20 protein-coding genes are annotated in these 21,442 nt (G+C 48.4%); 13 read left to right on the top strand and 7 right to left on the bottom strand.

Going from position 1 to position 21,442, the window contains the following annotated elements; translation table 11 throughout:
• Window positions 1-129: 129 nt before the first annotated feature.
• Window positions 130-1,248, bottom strand: coding sequence for an FUSC family protein (locus tag L976_RS08045; protein ID WP_047535830.1), 1,119 nt, complete (start codon window positions 1,246-1,248; stop codon window positions 130-132).
• Between the two features lie 256 nt (window positions 1,249-1,504).
• Window positions 1,505-2,743, bottom strand: coding sequence for a dicarboxylate/amino acid:cation symporter (locus L976_RS08040; RefSeq protein WP_047535827.1), 1,239 nt, complete (start codon window positions 2,741-2,743; stop codon window positions 1,505-1,507).
• A gap of 835 nt (window positions 2,744-3,578) precedes the next feature.
• On the opposite strand from L976_RS08040, the gene L976_RS08035 reads away from it, so the two are divergent.
• The gene (locus L976_RS08035) at window positions 3,579-3,836 is read left to right on the top strand and encodes a DUF7716 domain-containing protein (protein WP_231570483.1); all 258 of its coding nucleotides are present in this window, start codon (window positions 3,579-3,581) and stop codon (window positions 3,834-3,836) included.
• Between the two features lie 167 nt (window positions 3,837-4,003).
• Here the strand turns inward: L976_RS08035 and L976_RS08030 are convergent, their stop codons facing one another.
• The 4 genes from L976_RS08030 to hslR form a co-directional block, all read right to left on the bottom strand.
• The gene (locus tag L976_RS08030; RefSeq protein ID WP_047535824.1) at window positions 4,004-5,563 is read right to left on the bottom strand and encodes an AbgT family transporter; all 1,560 of its coding nucleotides are present in this window, start codon (window positions 5,561-5,563) and stop codon (window positions 4,004-4,006) included.
• A 246-nt stretch (window positions 5,564-5,809) separates the two neighbouring features.
• The gene (locus tag L976_RS08025; RefSeq protein ID WP_037416403.1) at window positions 5,810-7,351 is read right to left on the bottom strand and encodes a phosphoenolpyruvate carboxykinase; all 1,542 of its coding nucleotides are present in this window, start codon (window positions 7,349-7,351) and stop codon (window positions 5,810-5,812) included.
• 199 nt (window positions 7,352-7,550) lie between these two features.
• A complete protein-coding gene (gene hslO, locus L976_RS08020) occupies window positions 7,551-8,411 on the bottom strand; it encodes an Hsp33 family molecular chaperone HslO (protein WP_047535821.1) in 861 nt (286 codons plus the stop codon).
• A 36-nt stretch (window positions 8,412-8,447) separates the two neighbouring features.
• Complete coding sequence (gene hslR, locus L976_RS08015; protein ID WP_047535817.1) at window positions 8,448-8,846, bottom strand: ribosome-associated heat shock protein Hsp15; 399 nt, start codon at window positions 8,844-8,846, stop codon at window positions 8,448-8,450.
• Between the two features lie 251 nt (window positions 8,847-9,097).
• On the opposite strand from hslR, the gene gspC reads away from it, so the two are divergent.
• The 12 genes from gspC (at window position 9,098) to L976_RS07955 (ending at window position 20,623) form a co-directional block, all read left to right on the top strand.
• Window positions 9,098-10,024: a type II secretion system protein GspC gene (gene gspC / locus L976_RS08010; protein WP_037427535.1), complete on the top strand. Its 927-nt coding sequence runs from the start codon at window positions 9,098-9,100 to the stop codon at window positions 10,022-10,024.
• Window positions 10,025-10,048: 24 nt separating this feature from the next.
• Window positions 10,049-12,163 (top strand): type II secretion system secretin GspD, encoded by a 2,115-nt coding sequence (gene gspD, locus L976_RS08005; RefSeq protein ID WP_037427533.1) that lies wholly within the window; start codon window positions 10,049-10,051, stop codon window positions 12,161-12,163.
• Window positions 12,160-13,725, top strand: a complete 1,566-nt coding sequence (gene gspE, locus L976_RS08000) for a type II secretion system ATPase GspE (RefSeq protein WP_037427531.1) — start codon at window positions 12,160-12,162, stop codon at window positions 13,723-13,725. Before gspD ends, gspE begins: the two co-directional genes overlap by 4 nt.
• Before the next feature lie 3 nt (window positions 13,726-13,728).
• On the top strand, window positions 13,729-14,952 hold the full coding sequence (gspF, locus tag L976_RS07995; RefSeq protein WP_037427529.1) for a type II secretion system inner membrane protein GspF: 1,224 nt from the start codon (window positions 13,729-13,731) through the stop codon (window positions 14,950-14,952).
• A gap of 74 nt (window positions 14,953-15,026) precedes the next feature.
• The gene (gene gspG, locus L976_RS07990) at window positions 15,027-15,461 is read left to right on the top strand and encodes a type II secretion system major pseudopilin GspG (RefSeq protein ID WP_011715426.1); all 435 of its coding nucleotides are present in this window, start codon (window positions 15,027-15,029) and stop codon (window positions 15,459-15,461) included.
• A 1-nt stretch (window position 15,462) separates the two neighbouring features.
• Window positions 15,463-16,035, top strand: a complete 573-nt coding sequence (gspH, locus tag L976_RS07985) for a type II secretion system minor pseudopilin GspH (RefSeq protein WP_081990910.1) — start codon at window positions 15,463-15,465, stop codon at window positions 16,033-16,035.
• Window positions 16,022-16,390, top strand: a complete 369-nt coding sequence (gene gspI, locus L976_RS07980; protein WP_037416429.1) for a type II secretion system minor pseudopilin GspI — start codon at window positions 16,022-16,024, stop codon at window positions 16,388-16,390. The genes gspH and gspI overlap by 14 nt, the downstream gene beginning before the upstream one ends.
• Window positions 16,371-17,138 carry a type II secretion system minor pseudopilin GspJ gene (gene gspJ, locus L976_RS07975; protein ID WP_037416432.1) on the top strand — a complete coding sequence of 256 codons (768 nt, stop codon included), beginning with the start codon at window positions 16,371-16,373 and terminating at the stop codon, window positions 17,136-17,138. Before gspI ends, gspJ begins: the two co-directional genes overlap by 20 nt.
• Entirely contained in the window at window positions 17,135-18,133 is a 999-nt protein-coding gene (gene gspK, locus L976_RS07970; protein WP_047535799.1) for a type II secretion system minor pseudopilin GspK, read from the top strand. The genes gspJ and gspK overlap by 4 nt, the downstream gene beginning before the upstream one ends.
• A 48-nt stretch (window positions 18,134-18,181) precedes the next feature.
• Window positions 18,182-19,369, top strand: a complete 1,188-nt coding sequence (gspL, locus tag L976_RS07965) for a type II secretion system protein GspL (RefSeq protein WP_047535796.1) — start codon at window positions 18,182-18,184, stop codon at window positions 19,367-19,369.
• Window position 19,370: 1 nt separating this feature from the next.
• A complete protein-coding gene (locus tag L976_RS07960) occupies window positions 19,371-19,847 on the top strand; it encodes a type II secretion system protein M (protein ID WP_037416438.1) in 477 nt (158 codons plus the stop codon).
• A 14-nt stretch (window positions 19,848-19,861) separates the two neighbouring features.
• Window positions 19,862-20,623: a type II secretion system protein N gene (locus L976_RS07955; protein WP_037427523.1), complete on the top strand. Its 762-nt coding sequence runs from the start codon at window positions 19,862-19,864 to the stop codon at window positions 20,621-20,623.
• Between the two features lie 70 nt (window positions 20,624-20,693).
• Here L976_RS07955 and yrfG read toward each other — a convergent pair whose 3' ends face one another.
• Entirely contained in the window at window positions 20,694-21,356 is a 663-nt protein-coding gene (gene yrfG, locus L976_RS07950; protein WP_047535788.1) for a GMP/IMP nucleotidase, read from the bottom strand.
• Window positions 21,357-21,442 lie beyond the last annotated feature (86 nt).

Below are 21,442 nucleotides of genomic sequence, written 5' to 3'. Positions count from 1 at the left end.
AAACAGTCCACACATCGAATTTTTATTAGGGCGGTATCTTTTCATTAAGCCCCTACAAGTGCAAGGGCTGCCAAGGGTTTATCTTGGTCTGAGGGAGTGGTTTTTCGCTGCTATTCCCGTGGTGACGGCCTATGCGCGCTTGGTAGTTTTATGTAACACGGTTTGTCCGCGATAGGCGACTTCGATAATCTCGATATCGGCGTAGAGCGCTTCGACGGCAATGGCGAGTTGATAGATAAGCCAGCCGTATCCCGTGAGGGCAAATCCCTGTGCGACTTCATTCGCCAAAGGGGGCGAATTCGGTGCCGAGCTGGCCAAGCTAAGTTGTAATCTGTGTTGCAACTCTTGCTCTAATGCATTTGGTAGTGTGGGCAATGTGGCTGTTTTACCCGCAACAAATTCGCCAAGGCGTTGCAGATAAGCCGTAAGCTCGGCGGCGACTTTGTTGATTTGGTGGTATGCCTCTTTGTCGGCTTCCTGCCAGCGACTCAAAGGTAATAGCTCGAGTAGGGTGATCAGCCGCACCTGTTTATTAACTAATTCCGCCAGCAGCACTTTATGTTTTTTCAGGGTTTGGCTTTCCCACTCGAGGGAGAAAAACAGTTTCTTCTGGGTTAATACCGCCTTCATTGCCGCCTCGAGTTCGGCGCGAAAATCTAAATCATGGTTGGCGGGGGCCTGTAAATGTTGGGTCAGCACCTTGGCCATATTATCGATGGCATTGGCGAGCTGACTACGCCAGTCCTGCTTGGCTTTAATCGGGAAGATAAACAGCGACACCAGAATCGCGATAACACAACCCAGCAGAATATTGGCCGTGCGCCAGAGTGCCTCTGAGGTGTCGTGGTTCGCATCGCCCACCACGATAATAATGGTGAATCCCGCCACCAGATAGGCATAACTGTAGCGTCCCGCCGAGATAAAACAAATCAGCGTCACCCCTAAAATTAACAGCCCCATAATTACCCAATAGCTGTCGAGTGTGGCCACTAACATCACGCCATAAGCCGAGCCTAAACAAGTGCCTACCGCCCGTTGCAGTGACTTTTCAATCGCACCGCCAACCTGTGGCAGACTCATCATAATGATCACAATCGTCACCATGCTCCAAATAAAATGCGGCGGTGACCAAATGGCATTAATGGTGACGGCAATCAGCAGGGCGAGGCCGAGTTTGAGGGCGTGAATGGCGCGGAAATGGCGATAGATAAAGTCGGCAAAAGGGCTTGCAGGGGCAAAGACGGACATAATGCAACACTCCTTTGGACTGATGGTAGCCAAGTCATTATCGCAGAAACGCACTTCGCCCGTGTGGTTGGGCAGATAAAGAAATGCAAATTGCGAGGCGGCGCTGTTTGAGCTTAGTCCAAGGCACCGCCAAGATCACATTAAAGCTAGGTAATTGATATTAAATCAGTAAGATAGAGTTCTGTTTGTACAAGGCTCAGTCATAAAAAAAGCTTGAATAAGCAAGCCTATTCAAGCCTTAGGATGCGCGTGCGTGTTAACTCGGTTCTTGAGTCGGTTGCTCCGCAGTGTACTTATCCATAATCACGGCACAGGCGGCGTCACCCGTGATGTTTAGCGCGGTGCGGATCATGTCAAACACTCGGTCGAGGGCGAATAACAGCGGTAAACCATCAATGGGAATACCCGCAGCCAATAGCACTGCGACCACTAAAAATGACGGACCTGGCACACCCGCTTGGCCAATGGCGCCTAAGGTGGAGGTAAAGATAATCGCAGCGTAGGCGGTCATTGAGAGGTCAATGTTGTACATTTGCGCGAAAAACATCGCGACCAGACCATAATAAATCGCGTTGCCGCTCATATTGATGGTGGCACCTAAAGGCAGCACAAAGGCAGTGGTGGCCTTAGAAACCTTAAGATCTTCTTCGCAGGTTTCCATATTTACTGGCAGCGTTGCCATTGATGACGCCGTCGACAGTGCCATCACCTGCGGCTTTTTCATCGCCGAAATAAATTGGCGTGCCGAGACCTTAGAAAACAGCTGCACCACTATGGGGAAGAACACAAAACCATAGAGCAGAATCGCGGCCACAAACACGGCAAACAGCTTAAACACGACTTCTAAGGCATCAAAACCAAAGGTGCCGACGGAATCGGCCATCAAACCAAACACACCGATAGGGGCAATGATCATCACGCAGTTGATCATCCACACAAAGGCGTCGACGACGGTATTTAACGCCGCCATGATGGGCTTAGCGCCATCACCTTTGACCTTCGTCAGTGCGATACCAAAGAAAATACTAAATACCAGTATTTGAAGGATATTTCCGCCGTTTAGCGATTCGAACACGTTGGTTGGGATCATGCCGATAAAGGTGTCGATCACTCCGGGGAGTGCGCCATGTTCGGCGGTCACTTCCATCAAGCCACTGCCACTGTGGGCGGTAAAGTCAACACCGGCGCCGGGTGTAAACACCTTACCCATCACTAATGCCAAGGCCACGGCAATCCCTGAGGTCACAATAAAGAAGCCAAAAGTGCCCACGCCTATCTTACCCGCCGAGGGGCTATCACCTAAGCTGGCGGCGCCACTGATGATTGACACCAGTACCAATGGGATCACTAGCATTTTGATTAAATGGATAAAAATGGTACCAAGCGGTGCGAAGATACTCGCACTTTCACCCATCATAAAACCCACCAGTGCGCCAATAATCATGGCGATAACCACTTGTACACCAATGTTGCCTAATAAACTCTTGCTCTTCATTCTTGCGAAACTCCCCGGTTGCCGCGGCATTTTGTGTCTTAAGACTCGTTATCTATTTACAGGTCAGCCTTTGCTTTTAGCGTAAAAAGCTAAGCCCCGATAGGTTTTTTGGGCGCCTAAGGTATCACAGTTGCTGTAACGGTTTTTGTGAAACATCATCAACCTTGGTTTGAAAATAACCAAAACCTAAATAACATGACCTATAAATAAATAATATTTAAAAATTATCGTATTAAAATGGTTTTTATTTAATTCTGACTTGTTTTTTGTCCATCGAATTGATGAATTGTGATTTAGGCTTTGATGGGCGCAGATATCCTCTCGTATTCTTGGCACCGGTTGAGTCGCGATAATTCCCATCTTTTACTTGTATGAATCTTGAGGGTGGTGAATAGCCAAATAGCCTCCATGACTATTCAACTCTTTGACTTACTCGGTTTTCCCTATGACAACACCATTTCGAGGACATTATGAATATCACTTCATTCTTTGGTAAACCTGAGTCGTTACAGTGCTGGATAAGAAAGTGCATCGAACAACCTGGATTAAGTTATTGGCTGGTCTATCAAGATCTTGATCAAGGTGAATCCCTTCAACTGACCACATTGTTGTTCCCGATAGTGGTTAGGGCGTGTTGACGTTTCGAGATTAGATTTTGTTCGTTCTGGAAAGCACGTGCTCGCGAAACGAGGAATGAAGTGTAGTTATTCTACTCAAATGACGAGTGACAAAGAGCAAGGGCTTGCCAGGCGAACCCTTCGGGCAGCATTTGGCTGGCGTTTCTGCCGCGTTATCGTCCGTTTATGTAGAATAACTACACTGTACGGACTTTGCCTTGCATAAAAGCCAGCCAAATTGCTGCAAAAATAACCCTGAAACTTCAACACGCCCTAATATGAGGGATTTATCGGATGCCGAAATTGATGCCTTTGAGGATGGCTTAGGCCGGAGTGACTATGGTTATCTGCTAAATACGGATCAAATCGAGGATGTCATTGCTAATCTTAAGCAGCAAAAAGCTCAGCCCAGTGAACAGGAACTGCTTGAAGCTATTATCTTTTACTATGAGCGAGATGCGTTTATCGATATTTAAGTATTTGTATTTACATGTTTTAAATCAGATGAAATGCCGACGTTTTACGTCGGCATCGGCGTTTAAAGCGAGGTGGTAAGCGGTGCAGTGTTTAGTGGTTATTGAGGTATCGAGTGCCCTGTTTTTTATGAATTCAATGTTGCTAGCACTCGATACCTCTTTTCGCCCTAAGGCATTGCTGGGAAAGTGAATGAACTACCGATACCTAATGGCAGACCTAATGCCCAATATGCCAATAAGAAACCGCTCCAAAGCAGGAGAAAACTGATTGAAAACGGCAACATCAGCGCCACTAAGGTGCCAATACCTGACTCCTTAACGTATTTTTGGCAAAACACTACTATCAGCGGAAAATAAGGCATCAGCGGGGTAATGATATTGGTTGACGAGTCGCCTACGCGGTAAGCGGCTTGAGTCAAATCGGGCGATACGCCAAGCTCCATTAACATGGGTACCATAATGGCACCAATCAACGCCCATTTGGCCGAGGCCGAGCCGACTAATAGATTGACGAACGCGGTGAGAAATACAATCCCCACCAAAGTCACACCCATCGGAAGGGCCAATTCTTTCAACGCCAACGCGCCTTTAATGGCCATTAATGCACCTAAATTGGATTGACCAAAGGCGTATATAAACTGAGCACAGAAAAAGGCCATAACGATGTAATAACCCATGCCGCTCATGGACTTACTCATGCCTTGAATAATGGCTCTGTGGTTATTCGCCGTACCCGCAACATAGCCATAGACTATGCCTGGCACGAGGAAGAACACAAAAATAATCGCCACAATGGAGCGCATTAAGGGAGCCGAGGCACTGGTTAGCGCGCCATCGGTACCACGCCAAGCAGAGTTGTCACCATAGGCGGTAAACACCAGCCCTAAGACACATAACAACATGGCTCCCATAGCGAATTTGAGACCACGGCGCTCATGGGGCGCGAGCTCATCAAGCGTTGGCAGCGTGCTGGGATCGCCATTCACCGCAGTGTTTTTTAAGCGTGGCTCAATCACTTTATCCGTTAAAAACCAGCCAACTAAGATAATTAACACGGCAGATGCCGACGTAAAGAATATATTATTCAGTGGGTTAATCGTTAATGTGGCGGCAGCTGGGTCGGCCGATAATCTTGCCGCCGCCTGAGTTAAGCCGGCTAACATAGGATCAAGACTCGATGGCACGCCCACGGTTGCAGAAAAACCACCGGATACCCCAGCAAAAGCAGCGGCAATACCGGCTAGGGGATGACGACCCGCAGCATAGAAGATGACCGCGCCGAGTGGGATAACCAGAACATAACCCGCATCAACCGCGACATGGCTCAGGATACCCACTGCGATAAGTACCGGAGTGAGTAACATCTTGGGGGTCACTGATAAAATTGAGCGCAGCCCCGCATTAATAAAGCCTGTATGTTCGGCAACGCCTAAGCCAAGCATTGCAACCAGCACGACACCGAGCGGTGGAAAAGTCACAAATGTTGATACGAGTGTTGAGGTAAAGGCGGTTAATGCACCGCCTTCGAGCATATTGACGACTTGAATTGGGTTACCCGTTCGGGGGTCGATTTCATCAAAACTGACGCCCGATAACCCCCAAGAGATCAGCCAGACCAAGCCTAGAAATAGTGCAAATAATACTGCGGGGTCGGGGAGTTTATTCCCTACGGTTTCGACGGTATTGAGAAATCGCTGGAATCCTGTGGCAGGTTTATGATTTTCCATTTGGGTGCCGCTTCCTAAAAGTGATGATTGTTATTGGTGATTATAAAAACGCAGCATTAATTTAAGCTTGGTTTAACTAATCGATAAGAAACAAAACACATAAAAAATCTAACGCAGTGACGTTAGTGCGGGTGGGGTTTAGTTACAAAATCAACAGACAAATAAAAAGCGCGGGTTCATCACTGAACCCGCGCTTTTTTACTCAACAATGTGTTTGATTACATTATCTAAATGAATTCGCTACGCTTATGCCTTTGGGCCCGCGTTACGGATGGCGTCTGACACTTGATACTTCGCGAAGTTCTTAGTGAAGGCTTCGGCCAGTTTTTGGGCGTATTCGGCGTACAGTGCTTTATCGCTCCAAGTGTTCACTGGGTTGAGTAGATTGCTGTCGACACCGCTAACCGCTACAGGCACCGCGAGGTTTAAGGTATCTAAATGAACGGTTTCTACGTTTTTCAACTCACCGCTGACAATCGCATCGACAATGGCGCGGGTCGTTGGGATATCGAAACGTTTACCAATACCGTGCGGGCCGCCAGTCCAGCCAGTGTTAACTAAGTACACTTGGCTACCGAAGGACTCAATGCGCTTCATCAACAGTTCTGCGTACACGCCCGCAGGACGTGGGAAGAAAGGCGCGCCGAAGCAGGTAGAGAAGGTGGACTGAATCGCAGAGGTTGAACCGATTTCAGTCGAACCGACTTTCGCGGTGTAACCAGAGAGGAAGTGGTAAGCCGCTTGCTCTTTGCTCAGGATAGAAACCGGTGGCAACACGCCAGACACGTCGCAGGTTAAAAACACCACTGCATGAGGCTCTGCGCCACGGTTGTCTTCTTTACGCTGGGCGATATGCTCGAGCGGGTAAGCCGCACGGGTGTTTTCCGTCAGGCTGCTGTCTTTGTAGTTAGGTACGCGGTGCTCGTCCATTACCACGTTTTCCAGCACAGTACCGAAACGAATCGCATCCCAAATCACAGGCTCGTTCTTTTGGCTCAGGTCGATACATTTGGCGTAGCAGCCGCCTTCGATGTTGAATACGCCGCCCGGTGCCCAGCCGTGCTCATCGTCACCGATCAGGAAGCGTTTGGGATCCGCAGACAGGGTGGTTTTACCTGTACCCGACAGACCGAAGAATAGGGTGGTGTCGCCGTCTTTACCTACGTTTGCCGAGCAGTGCATTGGCAATACGCCTTGGGCTGGCAACAGGAAGTTTTGCACGGAGAACATCGACTTCTTCATTTCGCCAGCGTATTTCAGGCCCGCTAGCAACACTTTGCGCTCGGCAAAGTTTAAGATCACCGCTGCATCTGAATTGGTACCATCACGCTCAGGAACACAGACGAAGTCTGGCGCGTTGATGATTTGCCATACAGGCTTGTCTTGACGGTTAAATTCTTCTGGGATGATAAAAAGGTTGCGGGCGAACAGTTGGTGCCAAGCGTATTGAGTCGTCACGCGCACTGGCTGGTAATGTTCTGGGTCTGCACCGACTTCGAGGTCAGATACAAACAACTCTTTATCGGCGAGGAATGCTTCTACACGCGCCCATAATCCTTCAAAAGCACCGGGTTCAAATGCTTGGTTGACGGGGCCCCATTCGATATCAGCCGCTGAACTAGGTTCTTTAACAATAAAACGATCGCCAGGAGAGCGACCTGTGCGTGTACCGGTTTTGGCAACCAGCGCACCATTGGCGGTTAATTCACCTTCGCCGCGGAGCAGGGCAAATTCGACCAGTTGTGCTGTTGAGGGGTTGTAATGAACGCGGTTTAATCCATCCGCCATAGTGAGGTCTCCATTGACTTGTATTTGTAAGGTTATTTTTTATCGATCGTCTGCCGATTTTGCTTTTATTTATCGCCCGAGGCGTGCTAGGGGACAAAGTGTGCCGATTGTATCCTATCCGTAGCTAAAGTGTGAGCTGGATCATTGAGGTGGTACAAAAAAGGGCACCCAAGGTGCCCTTTTGACAGTAAGTAAAAACTTACTGCTGGGTATTTGAAGTGGTGCCATTGGCATAGATTGCTGCAACATCAATAGCATCGAACACGTATTTCGCATTGCAGTATTCACAACCCATTTCGACCTTACCGTCTTCCGCAAGAATGGCTTCGACTTCGGCTTGATCGATGGTTTTAATCGCCGCCGCGCTGCGCTCGCGTGAACAAGTGCATTTAAAGCTGACTTCGATAGGATCGAACAGACGTACTTCTTCTTGATGATACAAGCGGTGTAATACGTCCTGCGCTTCTAGGGTGAATAACTCTTCCGCCTTGATGGTCGCTGTCAGCTGACATAAATGCTCGAAGTCGGCATTGTGGTCTTCTTGGCTTGGTAATATTTGCAGGAACATGCCAGCAGCTTGTTTACCGTCGGCAAATAGCCACATAGCTGTGGGTAATTGCTCTGACTGGTTAAAGTAGTCTTCGACACAGGCGGCTAAGGTGAGTTTATCAAGGGCGACCACGCCTTGATAGCGTTCGCCTTCGTCCGGAGTGAGGGTGATAACCATATAACCTTGGCCAAACAGGTCGGCTAGGCTGGCATCGTCGGCTAACTCGCCATCCCAGCGGGCGATACCGCGTAATTGCTGCTGGTTATTGCCATTGATCACCGCCAGCGATACTGGGCCATTCCCTTGCAACTGCACGCTAATATCACCGCTAAATTTTAGGGTGGCGGTTAATAAAGAGGTCGCCGCTAGCAACTCGCCGAGCAGGGTTTGCAGCACAGGAGGATAGGCATGTGAACCTATTACCTGCTGATAGCTGTCTTGCAATTGCACCAGTTCACCACGCACATCGGCATTATCGAACAGGTAGCGGTGTAAAATATCTTGGGTCATTTTGTATCTCACTATTAGGTAACTTTTACGTAATTCTTAGCATTCTTTAAATCGGATAAGTTGGCGTCGTTGCTTTTTATCCGGTTTATGGTCGGGTGCAGGATTATTAAGAATATTCAATCGTCTTGCTTCGGCATTTAACGCGCGTTTAGCGATGCTGGCGGCGGTTTCTTGGTACAATTCCTGTGCAATTGATGCACTTTGGCGTGATTCTGATAATTTTTTTATGACGATCTCTTTATCGTCATAACCTTGTCGTATCTTAAGGACGGCACCTATCTCAGCATTCTTACTAGATTTGGTGCGCGCACCGTTGTAATGTACTTTGCCGCCGTTGATCATTTCTTTGGCTATGGCTCGAGTTTTATAAAAACGTGCGGCCCATAACCATTTATCGAGTCGAACGCTGCCACTGTCGCCTGAACTTTGTGTCATAGTGTCTCCAAGATAAAAGATCGATGAGTTCACATGCTGAGTAATAAAATGCCTAAGTCGCATTGCTATTATGTTAAAGAGTGGTGCGCTTCACACCCTTTTTAGGCGGGCAAAGTTAGCATAAATGGCCAATTTTCGCCAATTGCAATACTGTTATGGGGTTGTTGCCAAATGCGGCCTAGGTTAGCATGTGGCGAACATGATAATTTTTATAATCAGAACAGAGACCTGTATTGAGGGTCCACATAAATATGGATTTATTAGATAACGTTATCGCAAAAGCTGCAGGTATTCCGCATAAGCCGTTGAGTCAGGTTGTTTTCTGGCTTGGTTTTATTCTGAGTTTACTCTTAGCCGCGCAAATTACATGGAAACTCGTGCCTACCACCTCATCTCCTACAGCATGGTCTCCCACTGCGGTGACCACGGCGGGTAAAGGGGCTGGGCAAATTGATCTGGCAGGATTACAGCAACTCGCACTTTTCGGCAAAGCCGACGCCAAGGCGGATAAACCTAAAGTCGAAGTGGTCGAAACCGTAACCGATGCGCCAAAGACTTCCCTTTCTATTCAACTGACGGGGGTGGTGGCATCCACCGCTGACCAAAAAGGTCTAGCGATTATTGAATCCAGTGGTAGCCAAGAAACCTACAGCTTGGGTGATAAAATTAAGGGTACATCCGCTTCGTTAAAAGAAGTCTATGCAGACCGGATTATCATTACCAATGCGGGTCGCTATGAAACCTTGATGCTTGATGGTTTGGTTTACACCAGTCAAAGCCCAGCGAATCAACAATTACAAAAGGCCAAGAGCGGAAAAGCTGAAGTCGTTAGCCGAGTGGATCAGCGCAAGAATGCTGAAATCTCTCAAGAACTGGCCGAATCTCGCAGTGAACTTTTAGCCGATCCCAGTAAAATTACTGACTATATTGCGATTTCGCCCGTGAGACAGGGAGAAAACGTTGTTGGTTATCGCCTCAATCCTGGCAAAGATGTGAACCTATTTAAGCAAGCAGGCTTTAAACCCAATGACCTTGCTAAATCGATTAATGGATACGACCTGACCGTAATGAGTCAGGCGTTAGAAATGATGAGCCAATTGTCTGAATTAACTGAAGTTTCTGTTATGGTTGAACGGGAAGGACAGTTGGTTGAAATCATGTTTAGTTTGCCGCAATAACACGCGTTAGGGGAAAGTAAAATAATGAATAACAAACGGATTCGACGCAAACTGATTGCTGGAGTTGTGGCGGGCGCCACTATGCTGACCTCGCAATTTGTTTGGTCTGAACAATATGCGGCCAACTTTAAAGGCACTGATATTCAAGAGTTTATCAATATTGTTGGTAAAAACTTGAACAAAACCATCATTGTTGACCCGACGATTCGCGGCAAGATCAACGTTCGCAGTTATGATCTGCTCAATGATGAGCAGTATTACCAGTTCTTCCTCAACGTGCTGCAAGTATACGGTTATGCCATCGTCGAGATGGAAAATAACGTTATCAAAGTGATCAAAGACAAAGATGCGAAAACCGCGGCGATTCGTGTTGCTAATGACAACGATCCTGGCCTAGGCGATGAAATGGTTACCCGCATCGTGGCGTTGTATAACACCGAAGCCAAGCAATTAGCACCATTATTACGTCAGTTAAACGATAACGCTGGTGGTGGTAACGTAGTGAACTACGATCCATCAAACGTGCTGATGCTCTCTGGCCGCGCTGCGGTGGTTAATAAGTTAGTTGAAATCATTCGCCGTGTAGATAAACAGGGTGATACCTCTGTTCAAGTCGTGCCACTTGAATATGCTTCTGCTGGCGAAATGGTGCGAATTATCGATACCCTGTACCGCGCGACAGCTAACCAAGCGCAGCTCCCAGGACAAGCGCCTAAGGTTGTTGCCGACGAGCGGATTAACGCTGTTGTGGTCAGTGGTGATGAAAAGAGTCGTCAACGGGTGGTGGAGCTGATCCACCGTCTCGATGCCGAGCAAGCCAGCACGGGCAATACGAAAGTACGTTATTTACGGTATGCCAAGGCCGAAGACTTAGTTGAAGTGCTAACTGGTTTTGCCCAAAAGTTGGAAGGTGAAAAAGATCCTAGCGCTCAGGCAGCGGGTGGTGGCAAACGTCGTAATGAAATCAATATTATGGCCCACACTGATACTAACGCATTAGTGATCAGCGCTGAGCCAGATCAAATGCGCACTATTGAAAGCGTGATCAACCAACTCGATATTCGCCGCGCCCAAGTATTAGTCGAAGCCATTATCGTGGAAGTTGCCGAAGGCGATAACGTCGGCTTTGGGGTGCAATGGGCCGCGAAAGCGGGTGGTGGAACTCAGTTCAATAACTTAGGCCCAACTATCGGTGAGATTGGCGCGGGTGTATGGCAGGCGCAGGATAAAGAAGGAACCTATATTACCAATCCAAACACAGGTGACGTGATTGGTAAAAACCCAGATACAAAGGGCGATGTTACCTTACTTGCTCAAGCCTTAGGTAAAGTGAATGGTATGGCATGGGGCGTTGCTATGGGTGACTTTGGTGCCCTAGTACAAGCCGTATCGAGTGACACTAACTCAAACGTACTTGCAACACCTTCTATTACTACCTTAGATAACCAAGAAGCCTCTTTCATCGTCGGTGATGAAGTGCCTATTCTTACCGGTTCTACCGCCAGCTCAAACAACAGCAACCCATTCCAAACCGTTGAGCGTAAAGAGGTTGGGGTGAAGTTAAAAGTGGTGCCGCAGATCAACGAAGGCAACGCGGTTAAGCTTGCGATTGAGCAAGAAGTCTCCGGCGTAAACGGTAACACGGGTGTGGATATTTCCTTCGCTACTCGCCGTTTAACCACTACTGTTATGGCTGATTCAGGCCAAATCGTGGTACTCGGTGGTTTGATTAACGAAGAAGTCCAAGAAAGCGTGCAGAAAGTGCCATTCCTCGGCGATATTCCAGTACTTGGCCATTTATTCAAATCTTCTTCCAGTAAGAAGACCAAGAAGAACCTGATGATCTTTATCAAACCCACCATTATCCGTGATGGTGTGACGATGGAAGGTATCGCTGGTCGTAAATACAACTATTTCAGAGCATTGCAGCTTGAACAGCAGGAGCGTGGTGTCAATCTAATGCCTGAGACTAAAGTGCCGGTATTAGATGAGTGGAACCAGTCTGAGTATGTGCCGCCAGAAGTGAACGATATTTTAGATCGTTATAAAGAAGGCAAAGGACTAGAGACTCAGATGCGTAAAACTGACCCGACTCTCAAGTCGCTGGATGAAAACAAAAACAAAGATAAAACACAATGAGTGAAATACAAGTATCCCAAGTCGAGGATTTAAGCTTAGTTTCCAATGAACTAGGTATTGAAGCCGAAGGTGATGAGGTATTTCGCTCCAGCAGCAAAGAGCGTTTACCCTTTGCCTTTGCCCACCGCCATGAGGTGATTTTAGCCTATGGCGATGATGGCGCCTTGAACCTGTTTTATACCGCCAAAACCCCGTTAGCGGCGATGCTTGAAGCGCGTCGCTACTCGGGCGTGGATTTACCTTTGGTACAGCTCGAGCCGAGTAAGTTTGAGGTCAAACTGACTCAGGCCTATCAAGCCAATTCCTCCGAAGCGCAGCAGCTGATGGAAGACATTGGCAATGAAATGGATTTATTTACTCTTGCAGAAGAGTTGCCACAAACCGAAGATTTGCTCGAAGGCGATGATGATGCGCCGATCATTAAGCTCATTAACGCCCTGTTATCAGAAGCGATTAAAGAAGAAGCCTCGGATATCCATATCGAAACCTACGAGAAGCAGCTAGTCGTGCGTTTCCGTATCGACGGTGTGCTGAAGGAAGTGCTTAAGCCGAATCGTAAGCTGTCATCCTTGTTGGTGTCGCGGATTAAGGTGATGGCGCGCCTCGATATCGCCGAGAAACGTGTACCACAAGATGGCCGTATTTCGCTGCGGATTGCGGGCCGCGCGGTGGACGTGCGGGTATCGACCATGCCATCGAGCCACGGTGAGCGTGTGGTGCTGCGTTTGCTGGATAAGAATGCCGGTAATCTGGATTTAAAACAGCTGGGTATGACGGACAGCATCCGAGCCAAGTTCGATGAGCTTATTCGTCGTCCCCACGGCATTATCTTGGTAACGGGTCCTACGGGTTCGGGTAAGAGTACCACGCTATATGCTGGGCTTACTGAGATTAACTCTAAAGATACCAATATCTTAACCGTTGAAGATCCCATCGAATACGAATTAGAAGGCATAGGCCAAACTCAAGTTAACACTAAGGCGGACATGACCTTTGCCCGTGGTCTACGGGCGATTCTGCGTCAAGACCCCGATGTAGTAATGATCGGGGAAATCCGTGACCTTGAAACCGCCCAAATTGCGGTGCAGGCATCCTTGACGGGTCACTTAGTGATTTCGACTCTCCACACCAACACCGCTTCGGGCGCGATTACCCGTTTGCAGGATATGGGTGTTGAGCCTTTCTTAGTCTCATCAAGTTTGCTCGGGGTATTGGCTCAGCGCTTGATCCGTACCCTCTGTCCAAAATGTAAGACTGCGCATGTGCCCGATGAGCGTGAACGTGAACTGCTGGGTATTACTGCCGATGATCCACGCCATATTTATCGTGCCAACGGCTGTAAGGCCTGTGGTAACAGTGGCTACCGTGGTCGTACTGGCATTCACGAACTATTGTTGGTCGATGATAATGTGCGCGAGCTTATTCACGGTGGACGTGGCGAACTGGCGATTGAGAAATATATCCGCCAGTCGGTACCAAGCATTCGCCACGATGGCATGAGCAAGGTGCTCTCAGGTATCACCACTCTGGAAGAAGTCCTAAGGGTGACCCGCGAGGAGTAAGCTATGCCTGCATTTGAATATAAGGCGTTGGACGCCAAGGGGAAGCAGCTTAAGGGCGTGATCGAAGCGGATACCGCCAGACACGCACGTAGCCAATTGCGCGATCAACGCTTGATGCCGCTGGATATTCTGCCGGTCAGCGAAAAAGAAGCCAAGGCGAAAGGTGCGGGATTTTCGCCCTTTAAGCGCGGGATTTCAGTGGCGGAATTAGCGCTGATCACCCGTCAAATCGCGACACTGGTGGCGGCGGGCTTACCGATCGAGGAATGTCTTAAGGCGGTAGGCCAGCAATGTGAGAAGGCGCGGCTTGCCAGTATGATCATGGCGGTGCGCTCCAGGGTCGTTGAGGGTTATAGTCTGGCCGATTCCTTGGCTGAATTTCCGCATATTTTCGATGACTTATACCGCGCTATGGTGGCCTCGGGGGAAAAATCCGGCCACTTGGAAGTGGTGCTAAACCGCTTAGCCGATTACACCGAACGTCGCCAGCAGCTTAAATCTAAACTGCAACAGGCGATGATTTATCCCATCATGCTGACGATTGTCGCTATTGGGGTGGTATCAGTGTTACTTGCGGCTGTGGTACCAAAGGTCGTTGGCCAGTTTGAGCATATGGGCGCCGAGTTACCGGCGACGACCCGTTTCTTAATTGCCGCCTCGGATTTTGTCCAACACTATGGTCTGTTTGTTGTTTTAGCGATTGGTATTCTGTTGGTAGTGTTCCAGCGTCTACTCAAATCACCGATTTTCAAGATGAAATACCATACGTTTTTGCTGAAAATGCCAGTGATTGGCCGAGTGAGTAAAGGGCTCAATACTGCGCGTTTTGCGCGTACCTTGAGTATTTTATCCGCCAGTTCGGTGCCTTTGTTGGACGGGATGCGCATTGCCAGCGAGGTATTGCAAAATATGCGGGTACGGGCGGCGGTGGATGATGCAACGGCGCGCGTACGGGAAGGAACTAGCCTCAGTACCGCGTTGACTAACACTAAGCTATTCCCGGCGATGATGTTATATATGATCGCCTCGGGGGAGAAGAGTGGTCAGCTCGAAGACATGCTTGAGCGTGCTGCGGATAACCAAGATCGCGAGTTTGAGAGTAATGTGACGCTCGCCCTCGGCGTATTCGAACCCATGTTAGTGGTGAGTATGGCGGGGGTTGTACTCTTTATCGTAATGGCCATTCTGCAACCGATATTGGCGCTGAACAATTTGATTAGTGGCTAGTTTTTGACATTATGGAATATTGCCTTTCAGTCATACGGCTGAGAATGGCACAGGTTTTTTAGGAGATGTAATCGATGCAAATGAATAAAAAGCACAAGGGTTTTACCTTACTTGAAGTGATGGTGGTAATCGTTATCCTCGGTATTTTGGCGTCTATGGTGGTGCCAAATCTGATGGGCAACAAAGATAAAGCCGACCAACAAAAAGCGGTATCTGACATAGTCGCGCTCGAAAACGCTTTAGATATGTACAAGTTAGATAACGGTGTTTATCCAACGACTGAGCAAGGTTTAGAAGCCTTGGTGCAAAAACCAACGATTTCACCTGAGCCTCGTAACTACCGCGAAGAAGGTTATGTAAAGCGTTTACCACAGGACCCATGGCGTAATAACTACTTACTGTTAAGCCCTGGCGAAAACAGCAAGTTAGATATCTTTAGTGCAGGCCCAGACGGTCAACCAGGTACCGAAGATGATATCGGTAACTGGAACTTACAGAATTTCCAATAAGATGTTAACGCTGCGCCACGCCGGCTTCACCTTGATGGAGGTGATGCTGGTGATTTTGCTAATGGGACTCACCGCCGCGGCGGTGACCATGTCTATTGGCAATTCGGGGCCACAACAGGCGCTGGAAAAAACCGCGCAGCAATTTATAGCCGCTACAGAGTTAGTGCTGGATGAAACCGTATTAAGCGGCCAATTTATCGGTATTGTGGTGGAAAAAACCAGTTATCAGTTTGTTTTTTATAAAGATGGTAAATGGAATCCATTGGAAAAGGACAGAATTCTGTCTGAAAAACAAATGGAACCTGGTGTGGTGATTAATTTGGTGCTCGATGGTTTACCGCTCGCACAAGAGGACGAACAAGATGACTCTTGGTTTAAAGAACCTTTAATCGAGCCCTCTGCGGAAGATAAGAAAAAGCACCCTGAACCACAGATTTTGCTATTTCCCAGCGGCGAAATGAGCGCCTTTGAGTTGAGTTTTATTACCAAGACAGATAAAGGCCCCCTCGACGTATTGGTGGTGGGCGATGCCCTTGGCCGTTTAACCCTAGGGCGCCCCGATGAAATACGCTAAGGGCATGACGTTACTCGAAGTGATCGTCGCCTTGGCGGTGTTTGCGATTGCCGCCGTTTCAATCACCAAAAGCTTGGGTGAGCAAATGGCGAATATGCCGATTTTGGAGTCGCGCACCCTTGCTCAGTGGGTAGCCGACAATCAAATGGTCGATGCCAGACTCGAGCCTCAATTTCCGGAAATCGGTAAAAAAGAGGGCCAAGTAGAACTGGCGGGTAAGGATTGGTACTGGCGAAAAGAAGTGGTGAAAACCACCGATGATAATTTTCGCATGATCCGTATTAGTGTCAGTGAAGATGAGCGTTATCAGCGTATTGCAGCACAAGTGAGCAGTTATGTCCTTAAAACAAACTAATGCTCATCGGGGGTTTACCCTGCTGGAAATGCTGATCGCGATTGCGATTTTTGCCATGTTGGGCTTAGCGGCCAATGCGGTACTCAGCACAGTTCTGACCAATGATGAAGTGACAAAGAATTTCTCAACCCGTTTAAAAGCGTTGCAACAGGGCTTTGGAGCGATTGAGCGCGACTTGGGACAGATGGTTGCTCGCACACCCAGACTCCTCGAAGGTGGCCGCGGAACAACGGTATTTCAGACGGGGAATGACCTTTTAGATTCGGAATCCGAGGCTTTAGTCTTTTACCGCTTGGGCTGGCTCAATCCAGATGGCTTATTGCCCCGTGGCAGTTTGCAGTCAGTCGCCTATGTCGTACGAGAAGGAAAATTAGAACGCTGGTATTTTCCTTACCCGGAGCCGGAATTTGGCGCCGAGCCAATCAAGACGGTGATTATCGATAAGGTGCTTTCGGTCGAGTATTCCTTCTTTATGGAGGATAAGTGGGAGCGCAAGGTTGAGGCGACTAAGTTACCCAAAGCCATTGCAATCGAAATTGAGATTGAAGGTCTAGGTAAGATTCAGCGTAAGTTTATGCTGCCTCTGGGCGCGGCGGCGCCAGAAAAGTCTAGTGATGAAGACAACAAAGACGAAAACACCGAAGACAATAAAGAAGACAACGGTGACAAAGATAATAACGGCGATGGTTCCGGTAACGGGGAAGAAGATCCCGGCACCGGTGAGCCAGAAAATGAGGATGGCGCATGATAAGGCGAACTCCTACTAAACAGCGTGGTGTCGCGCTGATCGTCGTATTACTGATCGTGGCCATGGTGGTGATTATTGGCACCAATATTACCAGTCGTAATCAGTTGTCGATGCGCCGCACCTTAAACTTAGCTCAGTACGATCAGGCCTATTGGTATGCGATTTCCGCCGAAGAGCTGGCGAAGAAGATCCTCAAGCAGGACTTAGACGATTCAGAGGGGCGTGTCCATAAGCAACAATATTGGGCCATGAGCGATGTGGTATTTCCGGCAGAATATGGCGAGATTGCAGGCAAGATCACCGATATGCGTTCGTGTTTTAACTTAAATGCCTTGTCCGTCACCACAAAAGATGTGGAAAACGGTCAACCTAAATTGCCCTTGGCGGCTAGGCAATACAAGGCGTTATTAGTGAGTTTAGGTATGGATGATTTTACCGCTGATCATCTCACTCAAACCCTAAAGGATTATATCGACGAAGACACGATCGCCAGCCCCTATGGCGCTGAAGATGCCGAGTATGAAGCACGCCACGTGCCATACCGTGCCGCCAACACTCTGATGAATCATCGGAGTGAGCTGCGGGCAGTGATGGGATACACACAGGATATTTATTTGAAATTATTGCCCTATATTTGTGTTATCCCGGGGAATGACAGGCAATTGTTGAATGTGAATACCATTGATGTCGAACAAGCAGCGCTGCTGGCGGCCATGCTCGATAATCAGATTTCTGTCGGTGAGGCGGAAAGCATTATTAACCAGCGCCCTGGCGATGGTTTTGCCAAGATTGATGATTTTTACGAATCCTCCTCAATGGGGTCGATTAAATGGGAAGATGCGATGAAGTCGACTTTTGTGATCGACAGTCAATATTTCCTCCTTGCCTCGGGCGCAAAGGTCGACAACGCCATTTTTAGGATGGAGAGTGTGCTCAAAAAGGGCAGCGGTAACAAAATGGATGTGCTCACCCGTCAGTTTGGTGGACAAAAATAATAGCAAACAAGCTCAATCCCTTAAGGTTGAAGCTGGTGGAGAAAAACTGTGAGTGAACGGCTATTTATTCGCTTAGGCAGAACCGCAGAGCAGGCATGCTCTTGGCTGGTTTGGTCCGAACAAGAACAAGAAATTATCGCCTCAGGCGAACTGGCCAACGCCCAAGGTTTATCAACCTTAACTGAGCGCGCGGGCAATCGCCCCATTGATGTGTTGGTGCCAGCTTCCGCCATGACGCTCACCAGCGTGAATCTGCCCGAAAAAGGCCAACGCCAAGCCTTAAAGGCCCTGCCTTTTATGTTGGAAGAAACCATCGCCGAGGATGTGGATGCGATGCACTTTACCGTTGGTCCACGCAATGGCGATGCCCTCAGCGTGGTGGCCGTTGCCCATGAGCAAATGCAAACTTGGCTCAGCTGTTTGGCCGAAGCGGGCTTAAAAGTAAAGCGTATCGTGCCTGATTGCTTGGCCTTGCCATTGCAGGAATGCCAATGGGCGGCCATGCGTTTCGGTAACGAGTTATTGTTGCGTACAGGATTAGGAACGGGCCATAGCCTGCCTTTATCTTGGTTGCCAGTGGCAATGAAGCAACTGACGGCTCAGACAGACGAGGTGTCGGTCGCCAGTTACACCGAGATGGAGTTGGACGGTGTCGAGCTTAAGCCACAGCCACTCGACTTACCTATGTTGGTGCTGGCGCGTGGCATTTTACATGCGCCGATTAACTTACTGACGGGTGTCTATACGCCTAAGCGCGAATACAGTAAGCATCTGTTGCAATGGAAAAATGCGGCAATTGTACTAGCCATTGCTATTGTGTTGTCTCTGGTAAATAAAGGCTTAACCATTCATCAGGTAAATGGCCAAATCGCCGATTTGAAGGCGCAAAGTGAAGCCATTTATCAACAAGTGATACCAGGCAATTCACGTATTGTGAATTTACGCTCGCAGATGGAGAGCCAACTACGCGCACTCCAAGGCCAAGGCAGTGGTGCAGAGTTTTTTGCCATGCTGGCGGGGTTACAAGACGCCTTTAAACAAGTACCTGAGCTAAAACCCAATAGCTTACGATTTGAAAGTGCCCGTAATGAAATCCGCATGCAAGTCACTGCTAAAAATTACGCGCAAATTGAGAAGTTTAAAGAGATTGTCGGCCGTCGTTTCCAAATGGATGGTGGCACGATGAATAGCGGTGAAGATCAGGTCACCAGCACCTTAACCTTGAGGAGCAAATAAGATGGATAATTTGCGGACTTGGTGGCAAGGGCTTGCGTCGCGCGAGCAGCAGATCGTAGGTTTTGGCGCCGTATTTTTAGTGATCGGTCTATTTTACTGGGGGATTTGGACACCAATCGCCAATGCTGAGGCCAATGCACTGCGCAACTTAACGGCGCAGCAGCAAACCTTGACCTATGTAAAGCAGACGGCGAATAAAATCGCTGGCTTAAAACAAAGCGGCGCTAAGCCGACGATGAGCGGCAGTTTAAGTTCAGTCGTCAACCAAACAGCGGGCAGTTATGGCTTAGTGATCACTCGCATGCAGCCCCAGGGCGATAAAATCCAAGTGTGGATGGATGATGTGCCATTCGACGCGTTACTCAGTTATTTGAATGATTTAGTGCAGCAAAAGGGCTTATCCCTTGAGAGTGTTGATTTGGCGGAGGCTGACGCGCCTGGCTATGTCAAAGTAAGACGGATCCAACTAGCGCAATAGGTTAAGGTGTAGCTGTGAGTCTGATAAAAAAGATTATTATTGGTGTACTAATTTATATCGTGTTTTTAGTGGCGTTGTTTCCTGCCAGTGTGGCCGTGCGCCTCGCACCACTCCCAGCGAATGTGGGAATTTCTGGAGTGAGTGGCAGTATTTGGGCGGGTAGCATTGAAACTTTGAATATTCAGCAGCGCCAATTGGAGCAAGTGCGTTGGGAACTCAGCCCTTGGTCTTTGTTTTTAGGCAAAGTGAAGCTGGATTTTCAAGTAGGTAGCCGAGCTACACCCGTAAGTGCTAAAGGGTTAATCACTTGGTCAATGGCTGGCATTAGTGCGCAGGGATTACGCTTTGAAGCGCCCGATAGCTTCTTAATTGGTAATACTAAGCTGCCCTTTAGAACCGAAATTAATGGTGAAGTCAGCCTGCTGGTGGAAACCCTAGAACAAGGTAAACCTTGGTGCGAGCAGTTATCGGGTAAGCTGTTTTTAAATCAAACCAATGTGAAGAACCAATTCGGCGATTATCCACTGGGTAATATCGAGCTGGGGCTGAGTTGTGTTGAGGGTAAAGCCCAGCTTGCTACCGATGAGAGTAAAAACCAGTTGGGAATTATCGGTACCTTACAGTTAGACGAGGGGAATATGGTCAAGGTTGCCGCTAAGATCAAAGAGACCAACGAACAGCCGGAAGATATGCGTAAATCTCTTAATATCCTCGGCAAGCGTGGAGATGACGGTTACTTCCCTATTGTTTATCAGGGGCGTATTCCTGGGCTTTAATCTAGCCAGTAATGTAACCTAATGCATGATTTGATAAAGGCACCTTGGGTGCCTTTTCTATTTCGAGGGGTTAACTCGCGAGATCGTTAAGCAATAAACGATAGTCGCTAATGGCCGGAAAATCATTGAAGGTTTTGGCAGGTTTCTGGCTATCGGGATTGCTGATCCCGAGCTGATGGCCCACGCCCGCTAAGCGCGCTGCATTTAAAATGGGTTCGCTATCATCGATAAACAGGCAGCGCTCAGGCACTAGGGCAAATTTTTCAAATAGCGTTTGCCAAAATTGTGGGTGTTCCTTGGGATAACCCGTTTCATGGCTTGAGATCATCGCATCTAAACCACTCCCCAGTTCAGTATGCTCCAGCTTAAGAGCAAGACTCTTAGGGTGGGCATTGGTGACTAAGATGCGTTTTTTGCCCGCGGCGGCGAGGGCATCGAGAAAAGGCATACTGTCTTGGCGCAGTTGAATACGGTCAACTAAGTCGCGGTGAAGCCCCATAATGTCGAGCTGCAGCTCGGACTGCCAATAATCGAGGCAATACCAATCTAACGTGCCTGCGACTCTGCCGTAGGCTTTTTCCACCAGTTGTTGTGCCTGGCTCTGGCTTAATCCCCGCTGCTTGCTCAGCTCCTGTGGCACCAGACTCAACCAAAAATGGTTATCAAAGTGCAAATCGAGCAGGGTGCCATCCATATCGAGCAGTACAGTATCAATCTTCTTCCAGTCAAACATGGGATATCCTGTGTGGTTAACTCAGCTCAGCGTGAGGTTTACAGTAGCCTATCTTGCCAGCATGACACTTTGTGCTAGGCTTGATT

Origin of the sequence: Shewanella sp. ZOR0012 (assembly GCF_000798835.1) — a bacterium.
In the GTDB taxonomy this organism is placed as follows: domain Bacteria; phylum Pseudomonadota; class Gammaproteobacteria; order Enterobacterales; family Shewanellaceae; genus Shewanella; species Shewanella xiamenensis.
This window is presented reverse-complemented; position numbering and strand designations above follow the sequence as displayed.